Annotated in this window: 20 protein-coding genes and 3 pseudogenes; 11 read left to right on the top strand and 12 right to left on the bottom strand. The window is 59.7% G+C overall.

The features are described from left to right. Positions 1–206: 206 nt before the first annotated feature. From ACVIGB_RS42705 to ACVIGB_RS42680, 6 genes are read right to left on the bottom strand one after another with little or no spacing between them, the layout of a single operon-like run. Entirely contained in the window at positions 207–1016 is an 810-nt protein-coding gene (locus tag ACVIGB_RS42705) for a metallophosphoesterase (protein ID WP_456724825.1), read from the bottom strand. Continuing rightward, positions 1013–2560, bottom strand: coding sequence for an ABC transporter substrate-binding protein (locus ACVIGB_RS42700; protein WP_456724826.1), 1548 nt, complete (start codon positions 2558–2560; stop codon positions 1013–1015). The genes ACVIGB_RS42705 and ACVIGB_RS42700 overlap by 4 nt, the downstream gene beginning before the upstream one ends. 37 nt (positions 2561–2597) lie before the next feature. Then, positions 2598–3473: an ABC transporter permease gene (locus tag ACVIGB_RS42695; protein ID WP_456725295.1), complete on the bottom strand. Its 876-nt coding sequence runs from the start codon at positions 3471–3473 to the stop codon at positions 2598–2600. Next, the gene (locus ACVIGB_RS42690; protein ID WP_456724827.1) at positions 3473–4399 is read right to left on the bottom strand and encodes an ABC transporter permease; all 927 of its coding nucleotides are present in this window, start codon (positions 4397–4399) and stop codon (positions 3473–3475) included. The genes ACVIGB_RS42695 and ACVIGB_RS42690 overlap by 1 nt, the downstream gene beginning before the upstream one ends. Next, positions 4399–5394, bottom strand: a complete 996-nt coding sequence (locus tag ACVIGB_RS42685) for an ABC transporter ATP-binding protein (RefSeq protein ID WP_456724828.1) — start codon at positions 5392–5394, stop codon at positions 4399–4401. The genes ACVIGB_RS42690 and ACVIGB_RS42685 overlap by 1 nt, the downstream gene beginning before the upstream one ends. Then, positions 5391–6365, bottom strand: coding sequence for an ABC transporter ATP-binding protein (locus ACVIGB_RS42680; RefSeq protein WP_456724829.1), 975 nt, complete (start codon positions 6363–6365; stop codon positions 5391–5393). The genes ACVIGB_RS42685 and ACVIGB_RS42680 overlap by 4 nt, the downstream gene beginning before the upstream one ends. Positions 6366–7010: 645 nt before the next feature. Between ACVIGB_RS42680 and ACVIGB_RS42675 the strand changes: the two are divergent. The 3 genes and pseudogenes from ACVIGB_RS42675 to ACVIGB_RS42665 all read left to right on the top strand — a co-directional run bounded on the left by ACVIGB_RS42675 (position 7011) and on the right by ACVIGB_RS42665 (position 9914). Beyond that, positions 7011–8198 (top strand): annotated as a pseudogene (locus tag ACVIGB_RS42675) (IS3 family transposase). A 578-nt stretch (positions 8199–8776) separates the two neighbouring features. Beyond that, the gene (locus ACVIGB_RS42670; protein ID WP_456724830.1) at positions 8777–9649 is read left to right on the top strand and encodes an isocitrate lyase/phosphoenolpyruvate mutase family protein; all 873 of its coding nucleotides are present in this window, start codon (positions 8777–8779) and stop codon (positions 9647–9649) included. A gap of 16 nt (positions 9650–9665) precedes the next feature. After that, the gene (locus ACVIGB_RS42665) at positions 9666–9914 is read left to right on the top strand and encodes a hypothetical protein (RefSeq protein WP_456724831.1); all 249 of its coding nucleotides are present in this window, start codon (positions 9666–9668) and stop codon (positions 9912–9914) included. A 321-nt stretch (positions 9915–10235) separates the two neighbouring features. Here ACVIGB_RS42665 and ACVIGB_RS42660 read toward each other — a convergent pair whose 3' ends face one another. Continuing rightward, positions 10236–11804 (bottom strand): porin, encoded by a 1569-nt coding sequence (locus ACVIGB_RS42660; protein WP_456724832.1) that lies wholly within the window; start codon positions 11802–11804, stop codon positions 10236–10238. A 165-nt stretch (positions 11805–11969) separates the two neighbouring features. Here ACVIGB_RS42660 and ACVIGB_RS42655 point away from each other — a divergent pair, with 165 nt between their 5' ends. Both ACVIGB_RS42655 and ACVIGB_RS42650 read left to right on the top strand, forming a co-directional pair. After that, positions 11970–12251, top strand: a complete 282-nt coding sequence (locus ACVIGB_RS42655) for a helix-turn-helix domain-containing protein (protein WP_310885190.1) — start codon at positions 11970–11972, stop codon at positions 12249–12251. Positions 12252–12404: 153 nt separating this feature from the next. Then, positions 12405–13313, top strand: coding sequence for a LysR family transcriptional regulator (locus ACVIGB_RS42650; RefSeq protein WP_456724833.1), 909 nt, complete (start codon positions 12405–12407; stop codon positions 13311–13313). Positions 13314–13633: 320 nt separating this feature from the next. On the opposite strand, the gene ACVIGB_RS42645 is transcribed toward ACVIGB_RS42650, so the two are convergent. The 3 genes from ACVIGB_RS42645 to ACVIGB_RS42635 all read right to left on the bottom strand — a co-directional run bounded on the left by ACVIGB_RS42645 (position 13634) and on the right by ACVIGB_RS42635 (position 14853). Beyond that, positions 13634–14284 carry a DUF2285 domain-containing protein gene (locus tag ACVIGB_RS42645; protein ID WP_456724834.1) on the bottom strand — a complete coding sequence of 217 codons (651 nt, stop codon included), beginning with the start codon at positions 14282–14284 and terminating at the stop codon, positions 13634–13636. Then, positions 14220–14411: a transcriptional regulator domain-containing protein gene (locus ACVIGB_RS42640; protein ID WP_456749404.1), complete on the bottom strand. Its 192-nt coding sequence runs from the start codon at positions 14409–14411 to the stop codon at positions 14220–14222. Before ACVIGB_RS42640 ends, ACVIGB_RS42645 begins: the two co-directional genes overlap by 65 nt. A gap of 169 nt (positions 14412–14580) precedes the next feature. Next, entirely contained in the window at positions 14581–14853 is a 273-nt protein-coding gene (locus ACVIGB_RS42635) for a DNA -binding domain-containing protein (RefSeq protein ID WP_456724836.1), read from the bottom strand. A gap of 515 nt (positions 14854–15368) precedes the next feature. Between ACVIGB_RS42635 and ACVIGB_RS42630 the strand changes: the two genes are divergently transcribed. From ACVIGB_RS42630 to ACVIGB_RS42605, 6 genes and pseudogenes are all read left to right on the top strand, one after another. Continuing rightward, a complete protein-coding gene (locus ACVIGB_RS42630) occupies positions 15369–15650 on the top strand; it encodes a helix-turn-helix domain-containing protein (protein WP_456724837.1) in 282 nt (93 codons plus the stop codon). A 122-nt stretch (positions 15651–15772) separates the two neighbouring features. Beyond that, positions 15773–16243: an IS66-like element accessory protein TnpA gene (tnpA, locus tag ACVIGB_RS42625; protein WP_456724838.1), complete on the top strand. Its 471-nt coding sequence runs from the start codon at positions 15773–15775 to the stop codon at positions 16241–16243. Further along, entirely contained in the window at positions 16240–16596 is a 357-nt protein-coding gene (gene tnpB, locus ACVIGB_RS42620; protein WP_456724839.1) for an IS66 family insertion sequence element accessory protein TnpB, read from the top strand. Before tnpA ends, tnpB begins: the two co-directional genes overlap by 4 nt. 54 nt (positions 16597–16650) lie before the next feature. Further along, complete coding sequence (tnpC, locus tag ACVIGB_RS42615; protein ID WP_456724840.1) at positions 16651–18252, top strand: IS66 family transposase; 1602 nt, start codon at positions 16651–16653, stop codon at positions 18250–18252. A gap of 88 nt (positions 18253–18340) precedes the next feature. Then, entirely contained in the window at positions 18341–18991 is a 651-nt protein-coding gene (locus ACVIGB_RS42610; protein ID WP_456749403.1) for a class I SAM-dependent methyltransferase, read from the top strand. A gap of 169 nt (positions 18992–19160) precedes the next feature. After that, positions 19161–19923: pseudogene (locus tag ACVIGB_RS42605) on the top strand (IS3 family transposase); the annotation flags it as partial. A 533-nt stretch (positions 19924–20456) separates the two neighbouring features. Here the strand turns inward: ACVIGB_RS42605 and ACVIGB_RS42600 are convergent. Together ACVIGB_RS42600 and ACVIGB_RS42595 are read right to left on the bottom strand one after the other, a co-directional pair. After that, positions 20457–21727 (bottom strand): annotated as a pseudogene (locus ACVIGB_RS42600) (IS256 family transposase). A 415-nt stretch (positions 21728–22142) separates the two neighbouring features. Continuing rightward, positions 22143–23333, bottom strand: coding sequence for a pyridoxal phosphate-dependent aminotransferase (locus ACVIGB_RS42595; protein WP_456724841.1), 1191 nt, complete (start codon positions 23331–23333; stop codon positions 22143–22145). Between the last annotated feature and the right edge of the window lie 1657 nt (positions 23334–24990).

The following is a 24990-nucleotide window of genomic DNA, read 5'->3' as shown; positions in this document are numbered from 1 at the left end:
TCTTTTACGATGCTCGATGGTGCGCACTCCGACGAGACCGCCGAAAGCAACGGCGCTGGAGATCTTTTAGACCGGAACGCATCAAGGCGGGGCCTGATGCTTGCAGCAGAATGTGCATAGGCAATCAGCCTAATGCCCAACCACACGGGCCATTCCGGTCGCGTCTACCCTCCCAAAATATACTCAGACTCTTCGTGACGCGATGGTCAAAGCCCGCGAGGCGGAGCTGTCGTATCTGGTACAATATCGATAATTCTGGCATCGCGGATCGCATGTGGGTGCACCACGACGTCTCGATCGTTGACCAGGATGATGCTGAAGTATGGCTCGACTTCGATATGGCGTACAATGTCGGTCTGAAAATCCAGCATGACTTGATGAGTGAGGCCGGCGGCCACCGTGAAAGGAATGCCTCGCCACGAGCCCGCGACATTTCGGTGCATGTGGCCAAAGAACATGTGACGTATGCGTGACTTGAACGGGGCGATCACGTCCCAGAATTCATCCTCACCCTGCAGCGCGATGCGGTCCAGCCGCTTCAACCCGACCCTGATCGGAGCGTGGTGCATGAACATCAAAACCGGTTCGCGGCCTTCCGCAAGCTGTGTTCTGATCCATTCGAGGCGCACTGTGTCGAATGCTCCGCCGTGCGTTCCCACGGTCCAGGTGTCAAGCAGTAGGCCGACATGATCGCGCAAGCGAAATCTGCTATGAGCATAACCATCAGCAGCTAAATGATCGGGAAACACTTCGGCGAACACGCTGCGACGATCATGGTTGCCGACAGTGACATGCAGTGGGGGTAAGGCGAACTCGCCCAAGACATCTCGAAACAGCTCGTATGATGGCCGATCGGCTAAATCCGTGACGTCGCCGCTGACCACCAGCGCTGCCGCATCGAGATGGTTGGCTTCGATTTCACGGAGGCACGCGCGCAGACGGGCTTCGGGGTCAATTCCTCTCAGCAGCGTTCCTGCCGGGACGAGGTGAGGATCGGTCAGCTGAACAATCTTCATCGGGTCACCTGGAGCGCGGGGTTGAACGGCCCAAAATCCATCGCCAGCGCCGGGTAAGGCGCCCACGCAAGCTCCCGGCGCTTGGCATAGAAGGCACCGTTGTTGTGCAGGATGATGAAGGGTACTTCCTCCGCAAAGATCTCCAGGGCCCGTCGCGCGAGTTCCTTGCGCTCCTCGCTATCGCTCGACTTTGCGAAAGCCGCGCCGACCGACTGATATTGCGGCGAATCCCATATCTTAAGCGCATGTTGGCTGCCGCCCGGGCCGTGCTGACGCCAAACCATGGACGTCGGATCGGGCCATGATGGCAGAAAGGATTCATCCCAGATCGCATGCGAGGGCTTGGCATAGACCTGGCTGAAATTTTCCATCGGATGGAGCACGACATTGAGGCCAACAGCCTTCCACATCTGCACCAAAATCTGAGCCGTCAGCACCTGGTTTGGATACCAGTTGTTGAGCAGCCGATAGACAATCGGATCGCCATTGTAGCCGGCTTCCCGCAGCAATTTGCGCGCCGTTTCAGGATCGTAGCTTGGCGCTGGGAACAAGGAATCGTAGACGTCACCGAACATCGGGTACTGCGCCCCATGAGGCACATCGATCCGTCCGCGCCACAACTGCGTGATGATGAGGTCGCGGTCAATCGCAAAGCTGAGCGCCTTCCGAATACGCCGGTCCGATAGCCGGGGAGCCGTCGTATCGATAGCCAGTACCCGTAGATTGGCAATGGCGCCCCCGACAACGTCGAACCGGGACGTGTCAATAGATTCGAACTGGTCCGGTAGTAGATCCGATATCAGATCATAGTCGCCCGCCAGAAGGCCATTGACCCGCGAAGCGACCTCGGGGACGATCCGGAACTCGATCGATGCGAACGGCGGCAACCCGCCCCAGTATTCATCGTGAGACTTGAGGACCAGACTTATATCCTTTTGGTTTGAGATCACTCGATAGGGTCCGGTCCCGACCGGCCCCTTGAACCAGTTCTCCCAGCTGCCGGCTTTGTGGAATGCGGCTTCGCTGACGATCTGCGCACTCCATGCCGCGAGCTTCTTGTCAATTGCGGGATCCGCGATCTTTGTCGTGACAAGGACGGTGCTTGATCCGGTCGCCTGTACTGAGGCGATGGTCTGCTGGTATTGCGAGGCGATCGTATTGCCGGCCCCGGTAGGTCCGAGCCTACGTTCTTGGCCAAGCGAAAACACGATATCGCCGGCCGTCACAGTCGACCCATCGTGAAACTTGACGCCGGGACGAAGCGTGAATTCGACGGTGGTGCGGTCAAGCCGTCGCCAGCTTTCGGCTATGGCAGGCTTGACCGCCATGTTGTCGTTAAAATCGATGCGCAGCAGGCCGTCGAACGCATTAGAGAGCATCCGTAGAGCCGGCGTGTTGTTGAGCATCACCGGGTCCACGTAGTCCGGCTGCGTCGGCACGGCGACGACGATCCTGGGTCGTGCGGATTGGCCGAAAGCCCGCTCGGGCAGCACAGCGCCAAGCACAATGCCTTTCAGCAACGATCTTCTACTCAGGCCAAGCATGGAACCGGTCCTTTTGATGAAGGGAAGAGCGCAATAGCTATCGGAGCGTGCCGTCGAAGCGGTCGCGCAGCCAGTCGCCGATCAGCGAGACGGATAACGCCATTAATGAGATGACGAGAGAAGGCATCATCAGGATCCAAGGCGCGCGGGCGAGATAGTCGCGACCGTAGCCCACCATCGCACCGAGCGATGTCGACGGCGGCTGCACGCCGAGGCCAAGAAAGCTCAAGCCGCTTTCCAGCAGAATGATTTCTGGAAACGAGATGGTCGTTGACACGATCAGCGTTGCGGCCACGTTGGGCAGGATATGGCGCCAGTAGACATGGAGAGGATGGGCGCCGAGCTGGCGGACGGCGCCAGCATAGCCTTGCGCATTGGCGCTGATCGCAAGGCTTCTGGCGATCCGCGCATAGCGCTCCCAACCATGCAGCGCGAGCAAACAGACAAAAACCGCCAGCGAGTTTCCGACGAAGGCAAGCACCGCCAGCGCCAGGATCAGAAATGGCATCGTGGCCTGGAAATCAATCAGCGCCAAGATCGTCTGCTCGATCCAGCCACGAAGATGAGCAGCAATAAATCCGAGCGAGGTGCCGACCATCGCTCCAAGACTAGTCGCACCAAGCCCGATGGAAACACTCATTTGGATCGACAGCACCAGGCGGGACAACATGTCCCGCCCGAGCTCGTCGGTGCCGAACGGATGAGCAAGCGAGCCGCCCCATCCGATCGGTGGTACCAAGCGGGCTTTCAGATCGATCCCTGCGGGGTCGTAGGGAATGATGAATTGCGCCACAGCAGCCGTAGCCACGAAAACAGCAAGATATGCGAGCGCCATGTGAACAAGCAGGGGTATTCGTGGTCGCTTGGAGCTCGGCTTCGAGGTTAGCGCTTCGGACGTGCTCTGCTGCAGCATCACGCTTGCCCTCCCCGTCGAATTCGCGGATCGAGCAGGCCATAGAGGAGGTCAACGACAAGGTTGGACGTGACCATGGTCACAGCGATGAGGAAGAGCATGCATTGCACGACCGGGAGGTCGCGGCTTACAACGGAGGCCACCAGCAATCTGCCGACGCCCGGCCAAGCAAAAACGCTCTCCACCAACACCGCGCCGGCGATCAGCTGTCCAACCATGAAACCGATGATCGTGACCATCGGAATAGCCGCATTCGGCAAGGCGTGCCGGTAGACGACCAGGCGCCACGGCACGCCCTTGACGCGTGCGGTGCGGATATAGGGCTGACCGAGGACTTCCAGCATGGCGCTACGGGTATAACGCGCCAGAACGGCCGCACCGCCAGCGCCCAGGGTAAGGACCGGGAGGATCGCGTGATGCCAGCTGCGTGCGCCACCCGAGGGCAGCCACCCGAGCTGGACGGAAAACACGAGAACGAGCAGCAAACCGAGCACGAAGGAGGGAATGGTGAACCCTGCCACCGCTGCAAGCATCACGCCGCGATCGAGAAGGCTGTTGCGGTGCAGAGCGGCCAGGATGCCTGCGGGGATACCGATCAGCACATTGATGAGGAACGCGGGGACTGAGAGCGCAAGCGTAATGGGGATGCGCTCGATCACGACTGTGAGCGCGTCACGGCCTTCGCGCATCGAATTCCCAAGATTGCCGGCCGCGACACGCGTCACATAACCGAAAAATTGCAGCCAGATAGGTTGATCGAGCCCGAAGGCGCTGCGGAACGCATCGCGCGCTTTCGGTGGCGCATCGTTGGAGAGAATCTCCAAGGCCGGATCCCCTGAGAGGCGCAGCACAATGAATGCAAAGCCGACCACAACAAGGATCGTGATCATCGCGCGCGCGAACCGCGCCAGAGCGAACCAAGCCATCAATGCGCCCCCAGCGGATGGCTTGCGTTTGCTGCAAGCAGGTGGCAGGCGACCTTGCGGCCGCGACTTCCGCTCCCGAGGAGCAAGGGCCTCAGACTGCGGCAGGCTGACATAGCAAAGGGGCAGCGCGGATGGAACTCGCATCCCCCTGGCCGGTCAGCGGGATTGGGCGGATCACCCGCCAGAATGGTTCGCCGTGTTCTTGGCTTGCGCACGTCCGGAACCGCCGAGACCAAGGCGCGCGTATAGGGATGAAGAGGAGCGTGCAGGATGTCGTCGGCTATTCCCTCCTCGACGATGCGACCAAGATACATCACCGCGACGCGCTGACTGATTTGCCGAACGGCCCGCAGGTCGTGGCTGATGAAGATCATCGCGACGTCGAACTTTTGCTGAATGTCCATAAACAGGTTGATCACCTGCGCCTGAATTGAAACATCGAGTGCCGAGATCGGCTCGTCACAGACCAGCAGGTCCGGCGATGTCGCAAGAGCGCGCGCCAGGACCACACGCTGTCGCTGGCCACCGGAAAGTTCATGCGGCAGGCGGGCGCCATGTTGCTCGGAGAGGCTGACGAGCGCCAGCAGAGCTCCCACCCGAGCCTTCCGTTCCGCAGGACTGTCGATACCGTGAATGCCGAGCGGCTCTCCCACCTGTTCGGCAACGCTCAGCCGCGCATCCAACGCACCTAACGGATCCTGGTAGACGAGCTGCATCCTTGCGCGCAGCCGCCGCCAGGCGGCAGCTTGGCTGGGCGGCATGACTTCGTTGTCGAATGTGACGCAGCCCTCGTCAGGCTTTTCGAGACCGAGCAGTAAGCGCCCAAGCGTCGATTTCCCGCAACCCGACTCGCCGACGAGACCGAGCGTCTCGCCCTTGTTGAGCGAAATCGAAACCCCATCGACCGCAAGGACCCGCGAACGCGGCGCGAACAGGCTGCCTCTCGAGGGGTAGGCCTTTGCAAGGCCCTCGGCCAGCAGAAGTGCCCCCTTCACGCAACGACCTCCAAGGGGCTGGCGTGATCCGCCCGCACGCACGCGACCCGCCTGCCGAGAAGGTCCGCTGTCAGCTCAGGTTCCAAGCGGCCGCAGAGATCGGCGCGATTTGCGCATCGCGGAGCGAAGGTACATCCGTGTCGCGATAGTTCTGCATTTAGCGTGCCCACCGAAACGGCGTTCATCCGCTGCAAGGAACCATCAAGGCTCGGAAGCGCCTCAAGCAGGCTGCGCGTATAGGGATGACGTGGCGTTGCAAATAGGTCACTGACCGGCCCGGATTCGACGATCCTACCGGCATACATGACGTAGGCGCGACTACACACCTCGGCGATCACGCCCAGATCGTGCGAAATCAACACCAGAGCCATTGCGGTTTCGCGCTGGACGTCTCGCAAAAGATCCAGAATCTGCGCCTGGACAGTGACGTCGAGCGCGGTGGTCGGCTCGTCAGCGATCAACAGATCGGGCCGGCCAGCCAGTGCCATAGCGATCATAACACGCTGATTTTGTCCGCCCGACAGTTCATGGGGATAGAATTTGAGCCGTCGCTCGGCGTCGGGAATGCGCACGAGGTCGAATAGCCGCTTGGCCTCCGCTCGCGCAGCACGCTCTCCCATTCCCCGATGCAGTTGCAACACCTCGATGACCTGGCTGCCCACGGTTAGAACCGGATTAAGTGCGCTTTGAGCATCCTGGACGATCATCGCGATCCGCTTGCCGCGGATCTGCGAAAGCCTTTCGGTCGGGGTCTCAAGGAGCTCCTGGTCATCGAATAGGACGCGGCCGGAGATCGCGGCACTTGGCGGGAGCAGTCCGAGAGCACCGAGCCAGGTCACCGACTTTCCCGATCCACTCTCTCCGATGATCCCCACCGCCTCGCCCCGGCGGATCTGAAGATCGATCGACCGGACGGCTCGGGTTTCGCCGAAACTGACCGAGAGCCGATCGATGGTCACCAGTTCGCTCACACCCTGCCCCTGACCGTCGTTCAGCACGAAAAGCCAACGACATTATCTCGCCGGCTCAGTCGCTTTCCGATCTCCAGCGTCGCTCGGGCGCAAATTGTGCTCCCATCCCTGCCTTTCAACTCTGCGAAGGCACGAGGCAGCGCCGACCTCCCGCACATCAGTGACTGCACTGCCGTCAGAAACTGATCACTTACAATCAAGAGAGAAGCACCGCAAAGGCCAGCTGCCGGAGCGATACTTTCATTGATTTCTCCGCTCAAACCAAATGCCATTACCCGCTCCTTTGATATCGGCCGGAGGGCCCGCGCGGCGTGCCAACTCAGCAACTACGCCGACAGGTTAACGCCAGAGCACTCCAAGACCCGCACTGCTACACAGCGATGACAGCCATCGAATAATGCGATGCGACGATATAAAGGTGCGATGCCGAGGCCGTGCTTTCGGAAAAAGCCGAGACTGGAACATAGGACCAGGCCAACGGGGCGCCGTGCCGGCTCAAGGCAACGGAGGCCTGAGCCCGCCCGGCCTGATCGTACCGCTCCGGACTTTGGCAGCAGGAGGTTCGACTGCAGCAGCCAATGTGACCTTGCCCCGAGCGTTTAATCCAGTTTGAAGTTCGTTCTGGCCCACGACAAGGACCAGAGCATGAAGCGCAGCCGCTTTTCGGAAGAGCAGATCATCGGGATCTTGAAGGAGCATGAGGCCGGCGTGTCGGTGGCCGATCTGTGCCGCAAGCACGGCGTCAGCGACGCCAGCATCTACAAATGGAAGGCCAAGTTTGGCGGGATGGACGTCTCGGAGGCCAAGCGGCTGAGGACGCTGGAGGACGAGAACGCGAAGCTGAAGCGGCTGCTGGCCGACGCCATGCTGGACAACGCGGCGCTGAAGGACCTCGTGGGAAAGAAGTGGTGACGCCCGCGGGGAAGCGGAAAGCTGTCGTGCATCTGCGAGAGGCATTCGGGATGAGCGAACGGCGGGCGTGTAAAGCCATCGGCTGCTGTCGCATGACCATGAGATACCAGACGACCCGGGCGGACGATGCCGGCGTTCGCCAACGCATGAGGGCGATCGCCCAGGAGCGCCGCCGCTTTGGCTATCGGCGCCTCCACGTTCTGCTCAAGCGGGAGGGCTATGTGATCAACCAAGAAGCTGTTCCGGCTCTACCGGGAAGAGAAGCTTGCGGTGCGTCGCCGTGGCGGTCGCAAGCGGGCGATCGGGACCCGGGCGCCGATGACGGTGCCGATGGCGCCGAACGACCGCTGGTCGCTCGACTTCGTATCGGATCAGCTCACCGATGGTCGCCGCTTCCGTATCCTCACCGTGGTCGACGACTGCACCCGCGAGTGCCTGGCGCTGGTGGCCGACACCTCGCTCTCAGGCACCCGGGTGGCGCGGGAGCTGGACCGGCTGATGATTGAGCGCGGCAAGCCGAAGATGGTGGTCAGCGACAACGGCAGCGAGCTCACCAGCAACGCCATCCTGACATGGGCCGATCAGAGCCGCGTGGCATGGCACTACATCGCGCCGGGCAAGCCCATGCAGAATGCCTTTATCGAAAGCTTCAACGGCCGGCTGCGCGATGAACTGTTGAACGAGACGCTATTCACGTCGCTGGCCCAGGCCCGCGTCGCGCTCGGATGCTGGCGGGCCGATTACAACGAGGCACGACCACACTCGCAGCTCGGATGGAAGACGCCGTCCGAGTTCGCCTTCACCTGCCACCCGCGCCGGGAGCTGGCGCTGCGCTATGCCGAGGGCTCCGCGCCAGCTCCCGCCGCTGCCACCGCCCAACCGGGCAAATCCAACAGCCGGGGCGAACTCAGGACTGGATAAAACTTGGGGGCAAGGTCAAATGAAAACCCGGCGACTGTTCGATACGCACCAAGTCGCGCGGAGAGTCCCTCGAGCTCAGGCAGGCATCCCGGCGAAATGGATCGAAGTGAAAACGCCCGCGGCCACGTCGTCTCTAACGCGGAGCGGCAAGCGCTAGCTCCGTTGCTCAGCCGTCGAATGCCGCTGCTTATTCTGGGGCTGAACCTCTGCTGCTGGACCGCAGAAGGACCATTAGGACGGCAAATTCGATAATGTCATCGAAAGATTCGATAAGCTAATTGGCAATTTCGCTTAGTTACGAATAGAGGTGGTCCGCTTGCGCGACGATAGGATTTCCTGTCGCCGAGACAACACTTCCGCCCGTCCTTCGCTGCACTGGATGACAAGCGCACGGCGAACGGCAAGCCCATCGAAGCGGAATCGCGGTTTCACCAAGTCTTTACGCGACGAGTTTGCTGTGGCTGACCGCTTGGTAAATCCACGATTTCGCGGCCGGCCCCCGCTGCATCGCGAGTTCTGGGGTCGCAGCCTTCAACCGCCCATCGCCGCTTGTACGGCTTTCTCCTAGCGAGACTATAATGTCCCGAGCCAAGCGCCTCCGCACCCATATGGCCGGGACTGGCCTTGCCCATATCATGGCCACGCATAGCCCATTGTCGGCGATTCTGGCGCAGGAAGCTGGATTTGACGGCCTATGGGCCTCGGGCTTTGAGTTGTCAGCGCTTTATGGCCTGCCGGACATGAGCCTGATCTCCATGACACAGCATCTCGACATGCTTCGGTCGATCGGCGCGCGTGCGACACTACCGATTGTCGCCGATATCGATACGGGTTATGGCAACGCGATCAATGTCATTTTTGCGGTCAGCGAATATGAGCGTGCCGGCGCAAGCGCGGTCGTTATCGAAGACAAGACCTTCCCCAAAGTGACGAGCCTTGCTTCTGATGGCCGTCAGGAGCTTCTTCGCATCGACGAGTTCGAGGGCAAGATCAGGGCCGCGGTCGCGACCAGGCGAGATCCCGATTTTCTCGTGATCGCCCGTACCGAGGCGCTGATCGCAGGGTTGGGCCAGGAAGAAGCTTTAAAGCGCAGCATGGCTTATATGGAGGCTGGCGCCGACATCATTCTCATCCACTCGAAGAAAACGACCCCTTGCGAGATCGAGCGCTTCTCTCATGCATGGACGGGACCTGCTCCACTGGCGATTGTGCCAAACGCCTATCCAGAGCTCGATGCTTCGCGCATCAGGGCGCTCGGCAATATCAAGATGACCATCTATGGCAATTATGGCATACGCGCTGCCACGACCGCCATGCAGCAGACGTTTAGGCGCATCATTGCCGATGGCGGCGTCCAGAACGTGCACAAAGACATCGTCAATGTTGACGAGATCTTTCGTCTCCAGAACATGGAGCAGGTCAAGGATAACGAAAAGCGCTTTCTGAAATGAAACCTGGATACAGGAAATGGGATCCAAGCGCCCTCCTGCAGCGTCACATAATGACACAGGCGTCGACATCAACAACGATTCGGGTCGTTGGTCGATCACGTTCGACCTGGAAAAAATCGATAAGTTCAAGACGACCTACGGAGCCGACACGTTCATCGATATTGCATCTCGTCATGTCGAAGCGGAGTGCAATAGGCTCGGTCTCGTCGGTGATCTTTGGCTATGGCTTGAGGCGGTTCGGGCAAACGGCCGAACGGATGGGTAACGGCAATTGACTTCTAATAGAACGGTGCAGCTCTTCTGGCCACAGTCGCACTGAGCATAGTCCCGGCCAACCGCCGGAGTTCAGAAAGAGCCTCGACCCACCTGACCAGTCCAGGTTTGAGAAAGAGGCAAACGGCTGCCCTTGCGACGCTGTCGACGGCAACAATTTGAAGTCTCCGCCTCTCGCATGATAAATAGCAGCTGCATCCCGCAGAACTCCGATAGGCATATCGGAGTCCTCCCATGGAGGCCTAAGCGCTGGGCGGCCGGCCTATACTATAATGAAGACCCATTATCCCATAGTGTTCCTCCCCGTACGACCTCACCAGTTGCGCTGAGCTCGCAGCAGCAGCGTCACGGTGCTCTGATCCTTCAGCTCATAAACAGCAGCCGGCTTGGCAATACTCGCCTGCGCCGGCAGTGTCACTGTGCTTCCACCCGCATATTTTTGGTCGAGCATCGTGTAGGCAATGTCGGCCGAGAAGGTGAGGTTCTTGACTGGGGTCCAACGCGTGATGAGGCCGAGCGCGCCGTAGTTGAAATCTGGGTTACAGCCAGCAAGGCCGCTCGAAAGCGCAAGGCCTGCGATGAAGGCGCCACAGATATAGCCTTTCGCGATGCTGCTATACCGGACGGCCGCCCACCCCCCATAGACGCCCGTATTCCAATACGCATCCCAATTATGGGTATAACCAGCGCGGAAGCCGTAGGTGGTGGTCAACTCCTGTGTGCTGCCATTTACAAACACAGAATCAGATAAACCCGCCAGACCTATGCTCTGGTAAACGCCCGGCAGACCCGTGCCGCCATACATGGCGTAGGTGGTTGACATATTCTCATTGAAGTCGTAGCGGCTAGCGCCCCTGGTATAGGCGCCAGACAGATTGATTGTGTCACCCGGCCCAGTCGGAATGTTCTTGATCGACAGGGCGAGCTGAGTGGCCCACCCCCACTTGTCGCTCGGATGGCCGGTTGTTTCATCACCGCCATAGTAAGCAGCATGATTGTCATGCGCGGCAAGAGATGCCTGGAACAAACCCCATGTCTGATCAATGCGCAGCATCGAGATGAAGTCGGGAGTTGCCGTGCCGGCGATGTCATTGACGCCGTACGCACCTGCCGCAAGGCCGGCCGCCGTTGCGGCGCTCACGTTCCAGACGCTGGTCGTAGCATGGGCAACTTGATCCTGAGCCGAGAAGGACGCCGTAATGCCTTGGCCGAGGTCGGCCGTATAAGTGAACTGGTTGACGCCGGTAACCCAGCCGGTACCACCTGGCAAATCATCGTAATTGTTGGCTGGATAGTTCGTCCAAGGCACTGAGAACTGCGAGATCGCTTTTCCGATGGTGAACCCGGCAAACTGGATGAATGCGGAGTAGACACCAACGGTGCCGCCAGCGATGGCGCCGGAGTTGGCATTGTTCGGCGCCTGAACACCGCCGATCGACGAGTAAACGGTCGCACCTGTTCCGGCGCCACTGTAGGCCGCATCCGTCCAGGTTAGTCCCGTCTCGAAGAACGTACGGAGGGTGCCATATTCGGTCGCCGTGCGCGTATCGATATTCAGATCTCCGCGGGAACGCGAGGTGTAAGCGTTGCCCAGCCGGGTCCGCGCACCCGCCACCCCGTTATAGGCCGGATCAAAATCACTATTGCTGTTAACGACAAGGTCGGTGCGCAGGTAACCGCCCAGTTTGACGCAGGTGTCCGTTCCGGGGACGTAGTAAAAACCGGCACCATACAGCGAACAGACCTTTACGTACTGGACCCCTTTCGCCTTCAGTGGCAGGTCCGCCGCATGTGCACCGCTGCACGCCAGTAAGCCTGCCGCACAACCGAGAACACGCCATCCAGTTCTGCCTTCAAAGTCACCATTCTTACCGAATGTCATTGCCCCTCTCCATGCCAGCACCTGCGCGGCACGCTCCAGTAGCCTCGGGGAACAACCATTCAGTGACACACATCGTATAATACGATCAAACCCTCCAGTTTGATGATGCTATTAGGTCGTTTATAGCCAGTGGTTTAATGGCCATCGAAATGGCTGCCTTCGCGCATGAAAGCTCGTGCGCTTGTGGCCTACAATGTGCGCCGGATCCGCGTCGAGCGCGGTATTCCGCAAGAGCAATTGGCCTACGATGCAGGTGTTGATCGCTCGTATATGAGCGGACTTGAGCGTCAACAGGCGAACCCGACAATCGATCTCCTCGATCGCCTTGCCGAGACGCTCGGCGTTGCGGTCTCCGAGCTGTTTGTCCGGCCGTCCAAAGGTGCGCCCCCACCAGCTACCTTGCCTAAAGGTCGCAAGCCGAAGCCGGCACGCCGCAAAAGGACCTAGTCCCGCTGACGCACTGAGATCTTGTGCGGTGCTGGACACCTATCAAACCGACCTCACGCGTATTTTGTGCGCGGCTGGCGTCAGATACGCGGCAATCCCGCTGAGAACATCGAATAATGTGATGGATGTTTATTTCTGGCGCCGGAGCAGACAATGGCGGCTCAAGACGATGACGTTCCTTTAAATGCGATCCGCGCCTTTGTGACCGTCGCACGCGAAGGCAGCGTCACGCGGGCCGCCAGCAGCTTGGGAACAACGCAGAGTTCGGTTAGCCGCTATTTATCCGTCCTGCGGGAGTATCTGGGCGCAGACCTCATCGAGCGGCGCGGCCGGCGCAGTGATTTGACCGAGTTTGGAAGGCTATTCGCCAACGCAGTCTCCGAACCGCTCGAGACGGTCGGCTTCACCGCTAAAAGAATGCGCCGACGTGCGGCCGCGGGCAGCAATCGGCTTGTCGTCCGCACGTCACTATCGACCTTTGCTTTCTCTATTCTGATTCCGAATCTGCAGGCATTCTCTTCGGAAATGGGCGGTGTCATTGTGGATGTCGTCAGCTCGCTATCGCCGCCGACATCGTCGGACGACTTCGATATCTTAATTACACGCGACCTTTCCGTGATCGAGCCCGCTGACAGTTGGGAGGTCTACAATGAGGAGCTGGTATGCGTTGGCCCGCCGAATCTGGTCGCAGGCAGAGAGCTCTCAATTGTCCGCTCAACCCCGGTACTGAACATCACTTCTCGCCCCGACATCCTGCCGACATGGCTGAGGGCCATGAACCTGTCCTCAAACGACATAAAGCCAGGTGCGCGCTATGATCACAACTATCTTGCTCTGCCGGCCGTCATGACAGGAAAATGCCTCCTTGTCGCACCGGAAATTGTTGTCAGCGATCTGGTGCGTGGGGGCGTGCTGCAAATAATACCAGGATCGCGCGCGCCGAGTGGTATGCAATATCGCGCCTATGCGGTGGATCGCAGCGAGCATCCCGAGATCGCGCGTTCCTTTTGCCGATGGGTCGCTCGTCTCTGTAAGAAGGCGGCGATTTCGCAGGCTGCCTAACATGGTCCAGGCGACTTCAATCGGTCTGCAGGAATTTGATGCACTCGCCACCGCTTAATTCGAGGGTTCTGAAGCTCGGAAACATCCGGCGCAAAATGGCCGGCCTCATTTACTGCCGACCAAGGCGCCTGCTCTGTCGCGGCAAAGTGAGGGCGTGCAGAGATCCAAGCGCAAAGATATCATTTCAGCGGCGATCGAGCCATGCTGGAGCGCCATTCTAAATAGGCAGACGGTCCAGCTGCCTACACCGAGACAGACTAAATGTCATCACGCCAGCCCTGCGGCAAGTTGCAGCGATGCCTGGTCGTTCAGCCAAGAACTCAGGGATTTTCATCCCTGCCTCTACTCTTGTGGAACAATGCGCGACAGCCCAGGCGCATGAGGCGCCGCCCCGTCTTGACAAGTCGAATTGTCTGGCTGCGCAGATCATGTGTTTTCCAGCCTCGGCGGGGAATACGATGCATTCCAAACAGGCCTTGCGCGATTTCGCGATAGCTATTTCCTTCCAGCGATCCATCCAGTGCACGTAAAGAGAGGATGAACCGACGCTGCCTCAATACCGATAGAGCCAGAGGAGGCGTTCCGAGCGGGCGACGCTCAAGCGCCAGCCAAAATCGATGTGCTGCCTGCAGGCGGATCGCGAAATCGCGGTCCACCGGCAGATCGACGACAACCGCAGACGCGCTCGGCGGAAGCTCCCTTAGCCAAAGCCGGTGCTTTGCGCCTCCAAGTGGCACGATGGCATGCCATCCATCCGGCGCGCGACGAAGCTCGCGACGCGGCAGGCTGGCGATATCAAGCTTGTACCTTTTGGGCATGGGAGAGTTCGTCGCGCGGACAGGCAGCACGGTCGGCAGCGCCTCGGGCGCCCAGAAGATCGCTTGCTCGTCGAACGACTTTTGTGGATCAGCTGCGAAACGCCAGCCCCCACTTCCGGCGGAACTGGGCCGTCGTCGCACTGGTTCGCTCACGGCTAAGCAGCTCCATGTAGTCCTTTTGGTAGTCCGGATTTCGGCGCAGCCACTCCCACGCCAGGTCGGCAGCATCTGCCTTCTTAAGGCCGCCGTATGATTCCTCAGATCTCCACTCTCCCGACATCGCACGATTTCCCTGCATGATCTTCACATCCGACAAATGCAGCCGATGATTGTGACGATTTCTGGCTGCCCGCGTGCCGCGCGCCTGCTGTCGATGCAGTTACACGATGGAACGATCTACTTTTACGATTGCTGGAAGGAACAACCGCTCTTTCGGAGCTCGGCAGTCTTCACTGCCTCGTCCAGCCGCGGCGCAGGAGATCACGATAACCGTGAGCCGCTATCCACTTGGCACGAGCCAGATGGCTTTCGAAGGCACGTTGCGCACGGTCCGGTTGAAGCGTGGGGTCAATCCCTAGCACAATGCGTGCGACTTCACGCCAATCAGCGCTGTCAGCTTCGGCATCAAGAAGCCGCACATAGGTAATTGCATGTTCCTCATCGTATGGCGTGAGCTCGTCCGCGCTGGGCGCCAAATCTGCAATCTTCGGATCAGCCGGCACCGCCTGAAACTCCTACCAATTTGAAAACTATATCGAAATCTCGACCATGGTAGCCATGTTCACGGCATTTTGGTATCCTCCTACTGTCACAGCCTCCGAAATTCCTTCCCGCTCAAGCTCGACGCGGCGACGGGGCAATCCGGTCGCCAATGACACCGTTGGTACCATTTTGCCCACCAGCCATTTACAGTCAGTCTCCTGGATCCGGCCAAGCCGCACCAAACTGATTCTCACTTTCAGCTCCCGGCGAGCGGTTCCTGTCTGATTGCGGTGCCGGGAGAGAAGCCGGGACACCCTGCGACCTCATCATGCTCGCGTTAAATGGTACGATCGCGCCGCGAGCCTGCTCGTCATAGGCCGACGGTAACCGACATCGGCGAACGTCTGCGACATCTGCATCTCACGTCAGCTGTTTCATTGAAGCGCTGGTGCAGCATCTGCATTGGGACGAGGGTACCATATTAGTACGTCTATAACCAGTGGTTTGATAAGCGACGAAATGCCTGCCTTGGCGCATGAACGCTCGTGCGCTTGTAGCCTGGAATGTGCGCCGGATCCGTGTGGAGCGCGGTATTCCGCAAGAGCAGTTGGCTTACGATGCGGGGATTGACCGCTCACACGTCGCCGGCATTGAGCAGCAAAAAGAGAACCCGACGGTTGATCTTCTCGAGCGTATCGCCGCAACCCTAGCTGTTCATTTGTCCGAGTTGTTCGTCCAACCCCTCGAGAACGCTACGCCTCCAAACACCTTGCGCAAAGGTCGCAAGCCGACACGCCCATCCCGCAAGAAACAATAATCTTCGCACATGCCAGCCATATCTATGACGATTGGGGCCCGGGGCGCCTACAGGAGCGATCGGGACAATGTGGCTGAGGCGTACAGTAAGCGCGAAGCCGATACCCTGGCTTCAGAGTTAGAATGAATGTGCGAAGAAGCCTCCGGCTTGGAACTTGGAACGGAGGTTTGGATGGGATTGGACAGCAAAAAGGACGTCCATTTGGGCGGCTCACCGGTAGGCCGGTGAGCCGGCTGGAGGTCCTCGAAGGACCGTCGGGGCGCCGTGTGCGTTCGGAGGCTGAGAGAGCCCGGATCGTCGCCGAGAGTCTACTACCTGGTGCCCAGGTGTCCGGGGTGGCGCGCAAGCACGGAGCGACGCGCTGGCAGATTTACGATTGGCGACGCCGCTTTCGACAGCGAGGCATGTTGGCGTCGTGCGAGGCATCGCAGTCGACATTCGCACCGCTGGTCGTGGAAAGCGCGTTGGAGGAGCGTCAGGTTCCGGCGATCAAGCTTGAGATCGCGATCGGCGATGTCGTGCTGCGGACGGACACAGCCATAGATGGCGAGCAGCTGTCCCGGGTGATCCGCGCAGTGCGAGCGTCACGATGATCGCGGCCGGTGCCGATCTGAAGATTTACATCACGACGCGGCCGATCGACTTCCGCTGTGGCCACGATGGGCTTGCGGCGAAGGTGCAGGAGATGCTTCGTCTCGACCCGTTCAGCGGCGCAGCCTTCGTGTTCCGATCGAAACGAGCGGACCGGATCAAAATTTTGGTCTGGGATCGAACGGGCCTGGTGTTGGTGCAAGGGCTGCAAGTTCATATGGCCAAAGATTGCGGACGGCGTGATGCGGATATCGCCGGCGATGTTCGCGGCGTTGTTCGAAGGCTTGGATTGGAGGTTGGTCCGCCCGGAGGAAGCGCGGCGTCCACAGGCCGCTGGATAACTGCGGCAGAATGACTCGGAGCCGAGTTGCGCATGGCGCCGGCGGCGGAGATGTGTTCGACATAGCGCATGAGCACCGCGACGCTGCGCGACGAGAACGAACGCGTGAAGGCGCTTTTGGCGGAAACGCAGGCGGCGTTGAGCGAGCATCAGGCGGCGCTGGCGACGTCGGAAGAGGCGCGGCGTCGGTTGGAGGTCATTCTCGGCGAACTACGCCGGCAGAAGTTCGGAGCGAAGTCCGAGAAGCTGCGGCCAGATCAATATCATTTGCCGCTCGAAGACGTGGAGATCGCGCAAGGCGTCCTGGACGCGGCGCAGGAGAAGGCGGCGGCGATCATCAGGGGGCGATCGCGCGCCGGATCGGATCAAGACCGTCATCGCAATCGGGGTTGCTTGCCTGCTCATTTGCCGCAGGTGGAGCGGATCGTTGAGCCTGCGAGCACGCTCTGTCCGTGCGGCTGCGGCGCCATGACGAAGATCGGCGAGGACGTCAGCAAACGCCTCGACGTGATCCCGGCGCAATGGCGGGTGTTGGTCACGCGCCGTCCGAAATACGTCTGCCGTCGCTGCTCGGGCGCTGTCGTGCAGGCACACGCGCCGGAGCATGTCGTGCCCGGCGGGCTGCCGACCGAGGCGGCCATTGCGCACGTGATCGTCTCCAAGTTCGGCGACCATACGCCGTTTTACCGTCAGGCCGGGATCTATGCGCGACAAGGGATCCGGCTCGATCGGGCGACGCTGGGCAACTGGTCAGGCCGCGCCTGCTTCCATCTCCAGCCCGTCGGCGATCATATGCGCCGCCATCTGGCCACGGCGGATCGTCTGTTCATGGACGAGACCACGGCGCCGGTGCGCGATCCCGGGCGCGGCGAGACGAAGAAAGGCTACTTCTGGGCGATCGCCTCCGACGATCGCGGCCATAGCGGCCCAAGTCCGCCGATCGTGCTGTTCCGCTATGCATCCGGACGCAGCGGCGCTTTTGCCGAACAGTTCCTGGCGGGCTTTAACGGGCGCTTCCTGCAATGCGACGGATACGACGGCTATGACCGGCTCTCGGAGCTGGCTCGACCACAAGGGCCGTGGACGCTCGTGCATTGCTGGAGCCATCTGCGCCGGCGCTTCGTCAAATTGGCGCGCAACAGCAAGTCGCCGATCGCCGAGGCTGCAGTCCGGCAGATCGCACAGCTTTACGCCATCGAGGCCACGGTCCGCGGCCTATCGCCGGACATCCGGTTGGCCGCGCGCAAGGAGCATTCGCTGCCCATCGTCGCCGCGTTGAAGCCGTGGTTCGAGAAACAGCTGTCGATGATCTCGAGCGGCTCGACGCTCGCCGAGGACATCCGCTACGCGCTCAATCATTGGCCCGGACTGACGCGCTTCCTCGATGACGGGCGTCTCGAGCTCGACACCAATCCGGTCGAAAACGCGATCCGGCCGATCTGCTTGACCAGAAAAAATGCGCTCTTCGCTGGTCATGAGGTCGGGGCCGAAAATTGGGCCTTGCTTGCGTCGATCGTTGCCACCTGCAAGCTCAACGACGTGAACCCCGTCACCTACATCGCCCAAACACTCGAGGCGATCATCGCCGGCCATCCCCAGAGCAGAATCGAAGACCTCATGCCATGGCGATTCCGCAAAACGTCAAGCCAGCATCAATGGGGTCGCGGCTAAGCGCTTACTTTTATCCCGCGTTTCCAGCCTATTCAAGGCGACTGCTTCAGGTGCTTATTGATGAGGAAAACACACAACCGAGAGCCCAATCTTCGGGGATATTGGCGCAGGTACAGGCGCGATTGCCTATGCTCTAGCCGACATGGGGCTTTCAGGCTACGCAATTGAACCCGAGGGGGAGATGGTTGCGGTGGGGCAGGCGCTCCGACCTACTTATCCATCCGTATCTTGGATCAATGCGCCGGGAGAATGCACGGGCTTGGCCGACGATTCGCTTGATTGGGTTTGCTACAGCATGTCGTTCCATATGACGAACGCAAGCGAAGCGCTTCGCGAAAGCATGCGAATCTTGCGGCCTCGAGGATTCTTCACAATGGTGTACATCCTTGCAGATCTCGCGACTGATCCCTTCCAACTCGAGATCGAAAATCGTGTACGCGACATGGCGCCGGCTGTACGACGGGCGGTTACTCCAGTCATCGGTCAGATGGGAAGCTATGAGGCGCTTCCGAACCAATATCCCGGATTTGGGAGTTGCATTTGTCTCGCTACCACGGAAGGGACAGCTATGAGCGAAGAGCGGTATGTCAAGTATTGGTCTGGAAAACGTGATATCCGCTCTCAGGTCTCGCCCGAGCTTTGGAATTCCATACTACAAATGATCGCAGAGACTTTCCGAAAGTGGCAGCCGGCTAGCCTACGGTTTCGCTCTACCGCTTGGCATACTCAACGCGTGTGAAGTAATTGCCATATGCCTGACCAAAGCGCGTTGCACTGATTGGGTGGTGGACGACGACGCAACGTGAACTTCGTAGCTAGCATCCAGCGGGCACGGCCCTTTGGCGTGACCTTGCCCCACAGGGGTAATCCAGTTTGAGTTCGCTCTGGCCCAAGACGAGGACCAGAGCATGAAGCGCAGTCGTTTTACGGAAGAGCAGATCATCGGGATTTTGAAGGAGTACGACGCCGGGGTTTGGTGGCCGATCTGTGCCGCAAGCACGGCGTCAGCGACGCCAGCATCTACAAATGGAAGGCCAAGTTTGGCGGGATGGACGTCTCGGAGGCCAAGCGGCTGAGGACGCTGGAGGACGAGAACGCGAAGCTGAAGCGGCTGCTGGCCGACGCCATGCTGGACAACGCGGCGCTGAAGGACCTCGTGGGAAAGAAGTGGTGACGCCCGCGGGGAAGCGGAAAGCTGTCGTGCATCTGCGAGAGGCATTCGGGATGAGCGAACGGCGGGCGTGTAAAGCCATCGGCTGCTGCCGCATGACCATAAGATACCGGACGACCCGGGCTGACGATGCCAGCCTTCGCCAGCGCATGAGGGCGATCGCCCAGGAACGCCGCCGCTTCGGCTATCGGCGGCTGCATGTTCTGCTCAGGCGGGAGGGGTATCTGATCAACCACAAGAAGCTCTTCCGGCTCTATCGGGAAGAGAAGCTGACAGTGCCCCGCCGCGGCGGCCGCAAGCGGGCGATGGGGACCCGGGCGCCGATGCTGGCTCCGATGATGCCGAACGACCGGTGGTCGCTCGACTTTGTGTCGGACCAACTGACCTGCGGCCGCCGCTTCCGCATCCTGACCGTCGGTGATGATTGTACCCGCGAGTGCCTGGCGCTGGTGGCCGACACCTCGCTCTCCGGCCGTGTGGCGCGGGAACTTCCGCGGATCTCATCGAGGCCAGCGGCGATACTGTGCCGCGCGCAAAGGCCGGACATATGACCGCACCGTCCCAATGTGTGAAATCGACTGAAAAAGCTCTTGCCTCGCGGGCCGTTCCACATATGGGGGCAAGGTCAGCGGCGCGCCTCCAAGCGATCCCACCTTCCAATCGGTCCAGCTCGCCGAAAGCAACGATCGACTGCCGGCAGAACTGTGAGCGATAGTGGATGCGGCGCCGCCTAATGGTGCCGGGCACGGGCAACGCGCGACCTTCAAAGGCGCGACGCTCGCGCGCGATCGTCCCCGACGCTGGAGCATCGTGGCAATGGGCAGTCTGTGGCCGCTTCGTTTGACACGGTCGACCACGATTGGCTGTTGCTGGTGGCAGCGAGCCGCCAATTGAAACACAATCGAACATCATCGGCAATCACCTTCTATCGTCGCGGCCGTGCCGCCAAGGGCGCTGAGATCGACCGGTCAGGTTCTGGGGGATGTCCCGATCAGTGTTGAACTACGTCGGGCCGACGTTGCCGAAATGAATGTTACGCGGCCCTCGTGACGTGGGCAACGGGCTTGATCGTCGTGCGATCGTGGTGAGCTTGAAGGGCTGCACGCAGAACCGACAATTGCTTATGCGCCTTCAATCGTCGGAAGCCCTTGTTGGCCTCGATCATGCCGGCCGCGACCCATCGCAAGGCCATCCCGGCATCACGGCGTTTGACGTTGCGCGTGACGCGGCGAATGGTGCCCGTCATGTTCTCGGCGATGTTGGTACAGGCGAGCGATCGACGAAGCTCCTTCGGCAGCTCAACCGGACGACGGTCAGGATTTCGTCGAGGCCTTCGAGGATGCTGGCCGCAACGCCGGGCCATTGCTGGTCGAGTCGACGCGCGAGATTGCGGATCAATTTTTCAGCCTTGTCGGTGTCATCGAGCTCCCAGGCCTGGCGCAGCACCCGACGGGTGGCCGCATGATGCTCTTCCGACAGGCGTTCCATGATGTTGCGCGCCTTGTGGATCTGGCAGCGCTGGATCGCAGCGGCCGAACCGAAGGTGCGGCGGATCGCCTTCGACAACGCTTTGGCGCCGTCGGCGATGAATAGTCTTGGCACCGTCGGGTCGAGCCCGCGCGAGACCAGGTTGTCCAGCAGGGCCTGAACCGTTGCGGCATTCTCGGTCGCCCCTTCCACCAGCGGCAGCGGATGCTTGTTGCCTACGCCGTCAACCCCGATCGCAGCGACCAGCACGAGATCGTCACCGAGATGCAGCCCATCGATTTGGACCACCAGAAGGTCGAGCGCGGACAGATCGGCAGCCATGAAGTCGGCCAGCCGCGCCGCCGACAGCGCTACGAACCTCCGCGAGGCCGCCGACTTCGAACCCCCCGATCCGGGCGGTGCCGGCACGTCACCCTCGGGCAGCCGGACAGCGCGGCCGAACCGGCGCGTCGACACATTGATCAGCATCAGGTTCATCGCCCAGCGACCGAGCCAGTCCTCCTGCGCCGCCGTTTCCCAGCTCGGGATCGTGACCTCGCGGCCGTCCACGCCCCGGACCCGCGGGCGCTCGACTTCGATCTTGACGCCGTGGAATCCGATCCGTCCCCGCGTTCGGCCCCAACGGTGCGCCCGCCGTGCCGCATCGCGACCGTGACGGGGCCCGCAGGCCGCCGCGACATCCGCCTCCATCATCGTGCCGAGCGCTCCGATCCCTGCCGCAAGGCAGAACCGATCGAAACTCGCTCGCACTTCCGCAAACGCTTCGTTCACAGCCCCGGTCGCCGACCAACCCGCCGGTGTGATATCTCTTGTCATGGCGTTGCTCTCCTTTGTGGAATCAGCACCCCGAGCCTACCGGCTCAAGGTGGGCAACGCCGACCTCTTCAGAAATTCAACAGAACCCGGGACATCCCCCAGGTTCTTGCGAGCCGCAAATACCTTTTGTCTTCATAGCCGCTCGCTCTCTTCCCTGCAGATGGTCCAGTACGGATAGCTGCTTAGTCATGATCACACCAGCGATGTGCGGTCGGTTTGTGACAGGAAAAAATCCATTTGAATAAACTGAAGTCTGCTGTTCAGTTGACATTTCGTCATTGCGTCTCATCGAGACTGCGTCTGAATCAAAAGCGGCAGACGCAAGTTGGATCCCGGAAAGGATAATGATCCGGTTTGAAATGCCAGGCACGATTTGGAATCAAATGGACTGGCAGACCCCTTGCGAAACACGGATTCACCTCCACGTGTTCAGAGTTGTGATCAGACGCCGCAAGCCTTTGTCGAGCAGTTCGAGATCGATGCCATAGGAAAGCCGGACCCCGGCAGGGTCGCCAAAAGCTATGCCAGAAACCGTTGCGACACCAGCGTCCAGCAGCAACACGTTGGCGATGTCATCGGCATCGAATTGGCGGCCGCGAGAGTTGGCACGCCTCTGCCAGTCACTGAGATCGAGATAGAAGTGAAATCCGCCCTGGGCGGTTGGTTGTGGGATCCACTTCAGCGTTGACAGGATCGACAGTCCAAGCGTTCGCGCATCGGCAAGCTGACGCTGTAATTTCTGTTGGAAGGTGGCATCGCCGGACTCCAGGTGATGGAGCAGCGCATGCTGTGCAATAATATTGGGATCGGACGTGGTATGGCTTTGTAGTGCCTTAATCGCCGTGATGACCGCTTCGGGGCCAGCGAGATAGCCAATGCGCCAGCCGATCAAAGCCAGGGACTTGGAAAACGAATTGACGATCAAAGTGCGAGGGCGGGCCCGAGGGTCTACTGAGACGATTGAGTGGTGAGCATGTGGGGGATGAGCAAACACCCTATAGCATTCATCAAAGATGATCCAGAGCCCCCGGTCGATGGCCAGTTGGGCGATATAAGCAAGGGTGTCGCGGTTGTAGATCGTGCCAGTCGGATTGTTCGGCGTGTTGACCACGATCGCCTTAGTCTTTGATGTAATGGCCGCGGCTAGGTCCGTAAGCGCCGGCACGTAGTTGTTGTTTCGGGTTTCGATGAAGACGGGCGTGCCGCCCGCCATAACGATGTGTGCTGGAAAAGTCGTCCAATACGGAGCGGGTATCAGCACTTCGTCTCCTGGGTTGAGAAGAACCATCGCCGTATTGAAGAGCGCCTGTTTGGAGCCGCTCGTTACCGCAATTTCGTCTGGCGACCACTGTTGAGCAGTCTCAGCGGAGATCTTGCACGCGAGCGCTTGATACAACTCCCTTGGGTCTGCTGTGTCGTAGTAGCGGTTGAGATTGCGATTAAGTGCGACGATCGCGCCCTCGCGAACCATGGGCGGTAGGTCGCTCCTGATGTCATTCGCGGTCAAGTCGATGATCTGGTCGGCGCTCGCTGCAGCTGCTTTGGCCGCCGTCCAGGTCGTGGCGGTGCCCAGCGGTTTGAACAATGCTGTCCGTTGCGCCAACATGTGCGCTCTCCGTCACTCCGCGCAACAGTGGCGCGAGTTGTTGCCGAATACCTTAGAAGGAAGACTCGATCATTCATAGAGACCAATCATCTTTAGGCCGCTTTCCGGGAATGAGATCGGCTACCAGGGCTTCTTCGGCGATTGAAAAGGCGCTCACTCAGTGAGGAGATTGCGTCGGTAGGCGGTACTAAAGCACAGATGGGCCGTGCGTGATCGCGCGCATCGTACGTCCGATGTGTCTGGAAAAATCGTTGCTTCGTGTGCAGCGGTAGTGAGGTATCGACGATTCATGATGGTTTTCCTTAATCGTGCGCTATTGTGTAAATGAAGCCCATTATCGGGGTTCACCAGTGGTGGCAGAGAACGCATTTCCGAATCGGAAAGTTGGTCGTGCTCCCAGAATCCGAAGACTTTGGCTGTGCGCGTGATTGGCCCACGTTCTCGTTTGATAGGTGACATGGTCTGTCATCGACAGCAATTACCGGGGTTGGTAGTTGATTGGCGCGTATCTTGCGATCAAGGTCAGTTGGCGGCATTCCTTAAATCAAGAGATGTTCCCTTGTTGGTTGTTTTTGAAACCCAAAAGAGCGCCTGATCGCCAAGTCGATTCATTGGAAGCTGCATTGTTTTGTTTTACAGTGACTCGCGCGTTCATGAGGCCGCGGGACGGGCGCGTTATACGACTCCCGACGGCTGAAGAGTGTTGAGAGTAGAATTGGGAGTATCCTTCTGGTGGAGCTTTCAATAACCCACAAGCTCTCCTCCGACCGTGGTGCCCAGCACGATGTCGGTGACGCGTGACAGCCTGCGCCACATGAGAATATTGCCAGAGCGGATCGCCGGCGCGGGCGAGATAACCGCCGAGCCAGGCGATCTTGATCAGATAGTGCGACAGCGTTTTCCGTCTTGCTTTTGGTTTGTCGTTGAAGAGACCCGATCGGACTCGCCGATTTCGGTCGCCATCAACGCGAGCGTTGGCGGTGCGTCTAGGGCGGAACGGCTGCGTCTAGTCATCGATAAAACCAGCCAACTCAGGAATGCAAAAGGGCGAGATCGGGTTGGTCAGACACTGGGCGGTCCTGAGCTTCGACTCCTCACCTTTGCGACTCGATGTGAGGATCTTGTGGAAGACCTCGTTGTTCCATCTCGAGGCATACCCTTTCGACCTTCGCAATGGCGTCGGCAGGAACCAACGGGCAGGTCGGTGATCAACTTCCAATCGACTCTCTCTTTTTCGGCGTCCCCCGCTCTTCGACATGGATCACCGCCAGGGTCACACGAGATGCCGCTTCTGCTTCCGACCAGCGGCAAGACCCGTATCTTGCTATATGTGATCTCAAGAATAGTCTCGTCTGGATCGCCATTGTACAGCCCAATGTTTACCCTCTTGATGTCAATGGCTTTTGATTTCTCGCGTTGATAGCTGAACTCGGTGTGTCGTGCGGCACAAAAACGAGACCTTCAGTGGCGGCGGCATCAAGGTTGGAATGGCCGACCAGAATGTCCGCTTTGCTGACGCGCTCATTCGCCTATTGCTGGCAGTCATCTCATGGCGCTTCCAATTTGCGTGAGCAGTCTGCGAAATCGGCCGCCGAGCCGCGCGTCCCTTAACTCGCTTCCACTACTCTCTCGATCACTCCAACGTTTACTTTTCAAG

This window comes from Bradyrhizobium sp. USDA 4341 (assembly GCF_054063755.1).
Note: the sequence above shows the minus strand (reverse complement) of the source record. Positions and strands in the feature narration are given on the sequence as shown.